This is a genomic window from Streptomyces sp. NPDC001770 (assembly GCF_053596135.1).
The window spans coordinates 127255-133879 of record NZ_JBSFFN010000022.1 but is presented as its reverse complement, the minus strand read 5'-3'; the positions used below and the strand labels follow the sequence as shown (position 1 = coordinate 133879).

The window sequence follows — 6625 nt, the reverse complement described above, 5'->3', positions numbered from 1 at the left end:
GCCCGGTTACATTCCGAACCCGGAAGCTAAGCCTTTCAGCGCCGATGGTACTGCAGGGGGGACCCTGTGGGAGAGTAGGACGCCGCCGAACAATTGTTCCGGGAGACCCCCGTGCCTTTGGGCACGGGGGTTTTCTGCGTTTCGGGGTGGTTCTCCGACCCCTGCTGCACCTGGGTGCGATGGCTGGCGGTAGGGTCAGGGGGCATCATTGGCACATTTCTTCGCACAGGAGGCCCCCGGGTGGAGGTCCAGGAGACTCGGGTTCAGACGGACCGGGTCCTCACCATCCCCAACATCCTCAGCATGGCTCGCCTTGTCGGGGTACCGCTTTTCCTGTGGCTGATCCTTCGCCCGGTGTTCGGCGGCCCGCACAGCGACGGCTGGGCGTTGTTGGTACTCGCGCTGAGCGGTATCAGCGACTACCTCGACGGCAAGCTCGCCCGCCGGTGGAATCAGGTCAGCAGTCTCGGACGGCTCCTGGACCCTGCGGCGGACCGGCTCTATGTCCTTTCCACCCTCGTCGGGCTCACCTGGCGCGAGATCCTGCCGATCTGGCTCACGGCCGCGCTCCTCGCCCGGGAGTTGATGCTTCTGGTGATGGTCGGCATCCTCCGTCGGCACGGTTATCCGCCGCCCCAGGTGAACTTCCTCGGCAAAGCTGCAACGTTCAACCTGATGTACGCCTTCCCCTTGTTGCTGCTCAGCGACGGAAGTGGTTGGCTTGAAACGTTGGCCGCAGTTTTCGGATGGGCGTTCGCCGGGTGGGGTACAACTCTGTATTGGTGGGCAGGACTCCTCTACGTGGTTCAGGTCCGCCGGCTCGTGAAGGCGGACGCAACAGCCGACTGAGCTCGTTGAAGCGGTGCCGTGCAGTGTGGCCGGACCGCGGCAGATGTCTCTCGACACCGCCCGACGGGCCAAGTCGGCTTAACCGTCGTCTCTAGGAGGACGTTTCCGACATGAAGGCCGTCGTGATGGCTGGCGGCGAAGGCACACGCCTTCGCCCTATGACCTCAAGCATGCCCAAGCCGCTCCTCCCCGTGGCCAACCGGCCGATCATGGAGCATGTGCTCCGACTGCTGAAGCGGCACGGACTCAATGAGACCGTGGTGACCGTCCAGTTCCTGGCCTCTCTCGTCAAGAACTACTTCGGGGACGGGGAAGAGCTCGGAATGGAGCTCACCTATGCCAACGAGGAGAAGCCGCTCGGCACCGCAGGAAGCGTGAAGAACGCCGAGGAAGCGCTGAAGGACGACACCTTCCTCGTCATTTCCGGTGACGCTCTGACCGACTTCGACCTCACCGATCTCATCGCCTTCCACAAGGAGAAGGGCGGACTCGTCACGGTCTGCCTGACCCGGGTCCCCAATCCTCTGGAATTCGGGATCACGATCGTGGACGAGCAGGGCCAGGTCGAGCGGTTCCTGGAGAAGCCCACCTGGGGCCAGGTGTTCTCGGACACCGTCAACACGGGCATTTACGTGATGGAGCCCGAGGTCTTCGACTACGTCCAGGCCGACACCTCCGTCGACTGGTCCGGCGACGTCTTCCCGCAGCTCATGAAGGAGGGCAAGCCGATCTACGGCTATGTCGCCGAGGGCTACTGGGAGGACGTGGGCACGCACGAGAGCTACGTGAAGGCCCAGGCCGACGTTCTGGAACGCAAGGTCGACGTCGAACTCGACGGGTTCGAGATCGCCCCTGGCGTGTGGGTGGCGGAAGGTGCCGAGGTCCACCCCGACGCGACCCTCCGCGGCCCGCTCTACATCGGTGACTACGCCAAGATCGAGGCGGACGTCGAAATCCGGGAGCACACCGTCATCGGGTCGAACGTGGTGGTCAAGTCCGGTGCCTTCCTGCACCGGGCCGTGGTCCACGACAATGTGTTCATCGGCTCCCACAGCAATCTGCGGGGCTGCGTGATCGGTAAGAACACCGACGTCATGCGGGCCGCCCGTATCGAGGACGGCGCCGTCATCGGCGACGAATGCCTCGTCGGAGAAGAATCGATCATCCAGGGGAATGTGCGGGTCTACCCCTTCAAGACCATCGAGGCCGGCGCCTTCGTCAACACCTCGGTGATCTGGGAGTCGCGCGGACAGGCGCACCTCTTCGGAGCCCGCGGTGTCTCCGGAATCCTGAACGTCGAAATCACCCCGGAACTCGCTGTCCGTCTCGCCGGCGCCTACGCGACGACCCTGAAGAAGGGGTCGACCGTCACCACCGCGCGCGACCACTCCCGCGGTGCGCGGGCGCTGAAACGCGCGGTCATCTCCGCGCTCCAGGCGAGTGCGATCGACGTTCGCGACCTGGAGAACGTTCCGTTGCCCGTGGCCCGTCAGCAGACGGCCCGCGGAAGCGCCGGCGGCATCATGATCAGAACGTCTCCCGGCGTCCCCGACTCCGTCGACATCATGTTCTTCGACGAGCGGGGTGCCGATCTCTCGCAGGCCCAGCAGCGGAAGCTGGACAGGGTCTACGCCCGCCAGGAGTACCGCAGGGCCTTCCCCGGTGAGATCGGGGACCTGCACTTCCCGTCGAGCGTCTTCGACTCGTACACGGGCTCCCTGCTCCGCAACGTCGACACGACCGGCATCGCCGAGTCGGGGCTGAAGGTCGTCGTGGACGCCTCCAACGGCAGCGCGGGGCTCGTTCTGCCCAGCCTCCTCGGACGGCTCGGCGTGGACTCGCTCACCATCAACCCGGGACTCGACGAGTCACGGCCCACCGAGTCCGCCGAGACCCGGCGTGCCGGGCTGGTCCGGCTCGGCGAGATCGTGTCGTCGGCGCGCGCCGCGTTCGGCGTACGGTTCGACCCGGTCGGCGAGCGGCTCTCCCTCGTCGACGAGCGCGGCAGGATCATCGAGGACGACCGGGCGCTGCTGGTCATGCTCGACCTGGTGGCCGCCGAGCGGCGGAGCGGGCGGGTGGCGCTTCCGGTGACCACCACGAGGGTCGCCGAGCAGGTGGCCGCGTACCACGGCACGCAGGTGGAGTGGACGACGACCTCGCCGGACGACCTGACGCGGGTCGGCCGCGAGGAGAACACGATCTTCGGCGGGGACGGGCGCGGCGGATTCATCGTCCCCGAGTTCAGCAGCGTCTTCGACGGATCGGCCGCGTTCGTCCGGCTCATCGGGCTGATCGCCCGCACCCAGCTCACCCTGAGCCAGATCGACGACCGCATCCCGCGTGCCCATGTGCTCCGCCGCGACCTGGCCACCCCCTGGGCGGTCAAGGGGCTCGTGATGCGCCGGGTCGTCGAAGCCGCCGGCGACCGGGACGTGGACACCACCGACGGGGTCCGCGTCGTCGAGGCGGACGGCCGCTGGGTCATGGTCCTGCCCGACCCGGCCGAGGCCGTCACCCACTTGTGGGCCGAGGGCCCCGACGACGCCTCCGCCCAGTTGCTCCTGGACGAGTGGGCCGCAGTCGTCGACAGCGCCGGGGACTGATCACCCGCACACCCGTCTCCGGGGAGCCGCCGTACGCCGGCGGCTCCCCGGACGCGTGTGGTCAGGTCCATTCGGCGGTAGCCGGGGTGACGTGCGACGATGTGCGGCATGCCGCAGCCGCCCCCCGAACGGAGCAGTTCCGCTCCGACCGCCCGCCCCGACGCCTCCATGTCGCTGCTGACCCAGGTGATGGACCACAGCCTGGACGAGGGGTACGCCGAGGCCGCGGCGCGTCGCGGGGCCGGCGGGACCGCGGAGATTCCCCGCAGACTCCGGGCCAAGCTGGGCCTCGCCGCCGGGCTCGTGCTCATCGCCCTCGTCGTCACCCTCGGTGCCGCACAGGCCAGGGTGTCCGCACCGGTGGCGGCCAAGGAACGCCAGGAACTCATCGACCGCATCGACGGCGAGACCCACGCGGCAGACTCTCTCGAATCCGAGGTGGAGAAGCTCCGCACGGACGTCGGGGCGCGGCAGCGCGCGGCTCTCCTCCAGCACGGTGGGGACCAGGGCGAGCTGGTCGCCCTGCTCTCGGGGGCCACCTCCGTCGAGGGTCCCGGGGTGAAACTCGTCGTGGACGACGCCGACGAGAGCGACCAGGGCGACGACGGGCCGCGCGGCACCAGCGGGTTCGCGGACACAGGGCGGGTGCGGGACCGGGACATGCAGCGGGTCGTCAACGGCCTCTGGGAGTCCGGTGCCGAGGCCGTCGCCATCAACGGGCAGCGGCTGACCGCGCTTTCGGCGATCCGTGCCGCGGGAGACGCCATACTGGTCGACAACAGGCCCCTCGTGCCGCCCTATACGGTGCTCGCGGTGGGGAACGGGAAGAAGCTGGCCGCGGCGTTCCGGTCCAGTGCGGACGGCCAGTACCTCCAGGCCCTGCACGACGGCTTCGACATCCGGACCAGCCTGTCCGACCAGAAGACGGTACGGCTCCCGGCCGCGCCGAGCCTGACCGTACGCACAGCAGAACCGAAGGCCGCAGACACCGGCAGTGGTGCGGCAGACACAGGGAAGGGCACATCGTGATCGCCGTACTGGGCCTCGTCGTGGGAGTCGTGGTCGGACTGTTCGTCCGGCCCGAGGTACCGGCGGTGGTCGAGCCCTACCTCCCGATCGCCGTGGTGGCCGCGCTCGACGCGGTCTTCGGCGGACTGCGCGCCATGCTGGACGGGATCTTCGTGGACAAGGTCTTCGTCGTGTCGTTCCTGTCCAACGTCGTGGTGGCCGCGCTCATCGTGTTCCTCGGCGACAAGCTCGGCGTGGGCGCGCAGTTGTCGACCGGTGTGGTCGTCGTGCTCGGTATCCGGATCTTCTCCAACGCCGCCGCCATCCGCCGGCACGTCTTCCGGGCCTGACGCCGGTGAACGACGAAGAGATGCCCCGAGAAGAAGCGGCCGACGGCCCGGCTCCGGAGACGGCTGCCGCACGCCCCCCGGAGAAGGACAACCTGAGCGGACGTCAGCGGCTGCGTGCCGGGCTCTGGCCGCCCCGGGTCACCCGCGCCCAACTCATCGTGGCGCTGCTGCTGTTCGGGCTGGGACTGGGCCTGGCGATCCAGGTACGGTCCAACAACGACGACAGCGCGCTGCGCGGCGCCCGCCAGGAGGACCTGGTCCGCATCCTCGACGAGGTCGACGACCGGACCCAGCGGCTCGAGGACGAGAAGCAGCGTCTCGACGCCCAGCGGACGGAACTGGAGAACAGTTCCGACCAGGCAGAGGAGGCGCGCAAGCAGACGCTGGAGAAGGAGCGGCAACTGGGTATCCTCGCGGGTACCGTCGCGGCCCACGGGCCGGGAATCACGCTCACCGTCGACGACCCGACCAAGTCGGTCGCCCCGGACATGCTGCTGGACGCGGTCCAGGAGCTCCGTGCGGCCGGCGCCGAGGCCATCGAGGTCAACGGGGTGCGCGTGGTCGCCAGTACGTACTTCTCCGGGGATGCCGGGTCGGTGAAGGTCGACGGCCGCGCGGTGGCGGCGCCGTACGCGTTCGAGGTGATCGGCAGGCCCGAGGATCTGGAGCCGGCGCTCAACATCCCGGGCGGGGTGGTCCAGACGCTGGAGAAGGAGCAGGCGACGGCGGTGGTGGAACGCGCTGACGACATTGCGGTGGACGCCTTGCGACCTGCGAAGCAGCCTGACTACGCTCGGTCGTCGTCGTAGTGGTTCACCGGCGGGGCAAGGCCCTCGGCAACTCCAAGCAGGTGTGCGGGGTTACGGGGGGTCGCCGCACCGTATCCATGGTGCGTGGTGGAAACTGTCGGGTGGATACGGACGTTGTGAGAATGTCCGGGTCGGCAGGTGTGTTCAGTCAGGGTTCGTCCTGCCCCACGGGCGGGTCTATGTCGGTCAAGGGGAATCGCCCGTGAAGTTTTTTGCGAAGTTGTTCGGAAAGAGCGCACGCGAGGACAGCAACAGTGCTGCCCGCCATCGCGCGCCGCGGCACGGCCAGGACGAGGAGCAGGGCGGCGACCGTCCCCTCTTCCGCGACGAGTTGTCCGCCCCGGGCGGCGGCTCCGGAGCACAGGCGGGTGCCTCCGGCATAGGTTCCGGTGACTCCGGGCCGAGCACCGGATTCCACCCCGCCCCGGCGGGCTCCGGTGTGGCCCTCTGTGCGAGGTGCGGCCACCGGAATCCGGCGACGAGCCGGTTCTGCTCCAACTGCGGCGCGCCGCTGAAGGGCGGAATCCCCGAGCGCGCCTCCGAGACCACGTCGACGATCTCGATCTCCGGACTCGAGGCGTACGACGCCGAGGTCACCGGCCAGACCAAGCTGCCGTCGCTCTCTCCCGAGGCGCAGGCGGCCGTGGACGCGCTGCCCGCGGGGAGCGCGCTCCTGGTGGTCCGCCGCGGCCCGAACTCGGGCAGCCGCTTCCTGCTGGACGGCGACCTGACGACGGCCGGCCGTCACCCGCAGAGCGACATCTTCCTGGACGACGTGACCGTGTCGCGGCGTCATGTGGAGTTCCACCGGGTCGCGGACGGTAGCTTCACGGTGGGAGACGTCGGCAGCCTGAACGGCACCTACGTCAACCGTGAGCGCATCGATTCCGTCGCGCTGACCAATGGTGACGAAGTCCAGATCGGTAAGTACCGGCTGGTCTTCTACGCGAGCCAGCGGAGCGTGTGACCCTGCCCCGGACCACCACGTCCGGGGAAACCCCAG

General features: G+C 68.5%; 6 protein-coding genes and 1 rRNA gene. All 7 read left to right on the top strand.

Annotated elements, in window-relative coordinates:
- Positions 1–91: ribosomal RNA gene (gene rrf, locus ACWCSV_RS20785) — 5S ribosomal RNA — on the top strand; the annotation flags it as partial.
- 149 nt (positions 92–240) lie between these two features.
- A complete protein-coding gene (locus tag ACWCSV_RS20780) occupies positions 241–849 on the top strand; it encodes a CDP-alcohol phosphatidyltransferase family protein (protein ID WP_451144247.1) in 609 nt (202 codons plus the stop codon).
- A 110-nt stretch (positions 850–959) separates the two neighbouring features.
- Positions 960–3455 carry a sugar phosphate nucleotidyltransferase gene (locus tag ACWCSV_RS20775; protein WP_451144245.1) on the top strand — a complete coding sequence of 832 codons (2496 nt, stop codon included), beginning with the start codon at positions 960–962 and terminating at the stop codon, positions 3453–3455.
- A gap of 108 nt (positions 3456–3563) precedes the next feature.
- Positions 3564–4484 carry a DUF881 domain-containing protein gene (locus tag ACWCSV_RS20770; RefSeq protein WP_451144243.1) on the top strand — a complete coding sequence of 307 codons (921 nt, stop codon included), beginning with the start codon at positions 3564–3566 and terminating at the stop codon, positions 4482–4484.
- Complete coding sequence (locus ACWCSV_RS20765) at positions 4481–4813, top strand: small basic family protein (RefSeq protein ID WP_031069011.1); 333 nt, start codon at positions 4481–4483, stop codon at positions 4811–4813. Before ACWCSV_RS20770 ends, ACWCSV_RS20765 begins: the two co-directional genes overlap by 4 nt.
- Positions 4814–4833: 20 nt before the next feature.
- Positions 4834–5622: a DUF881 domain-containing protein gene (locus ACWCSV_RS20760; protein WP_451144241.1), complete on the top strand. Its 789-nt coding sequence runs from the start codon at positions 4834–4836 to the stop codon at positions 5620–5622.
- Between the two features lie 202 nt (positions 5623–5824).
- Entirely contained in the window at positions 5825–6589 is a 765-nt protein-coding gene (locus ACWCSV_RS20755) for an FHA domain-containing protein (protein ID WP_451144239.1), read from the top strand.
- Positions 6590–6625: the final 36 nt, after the last annotated feature.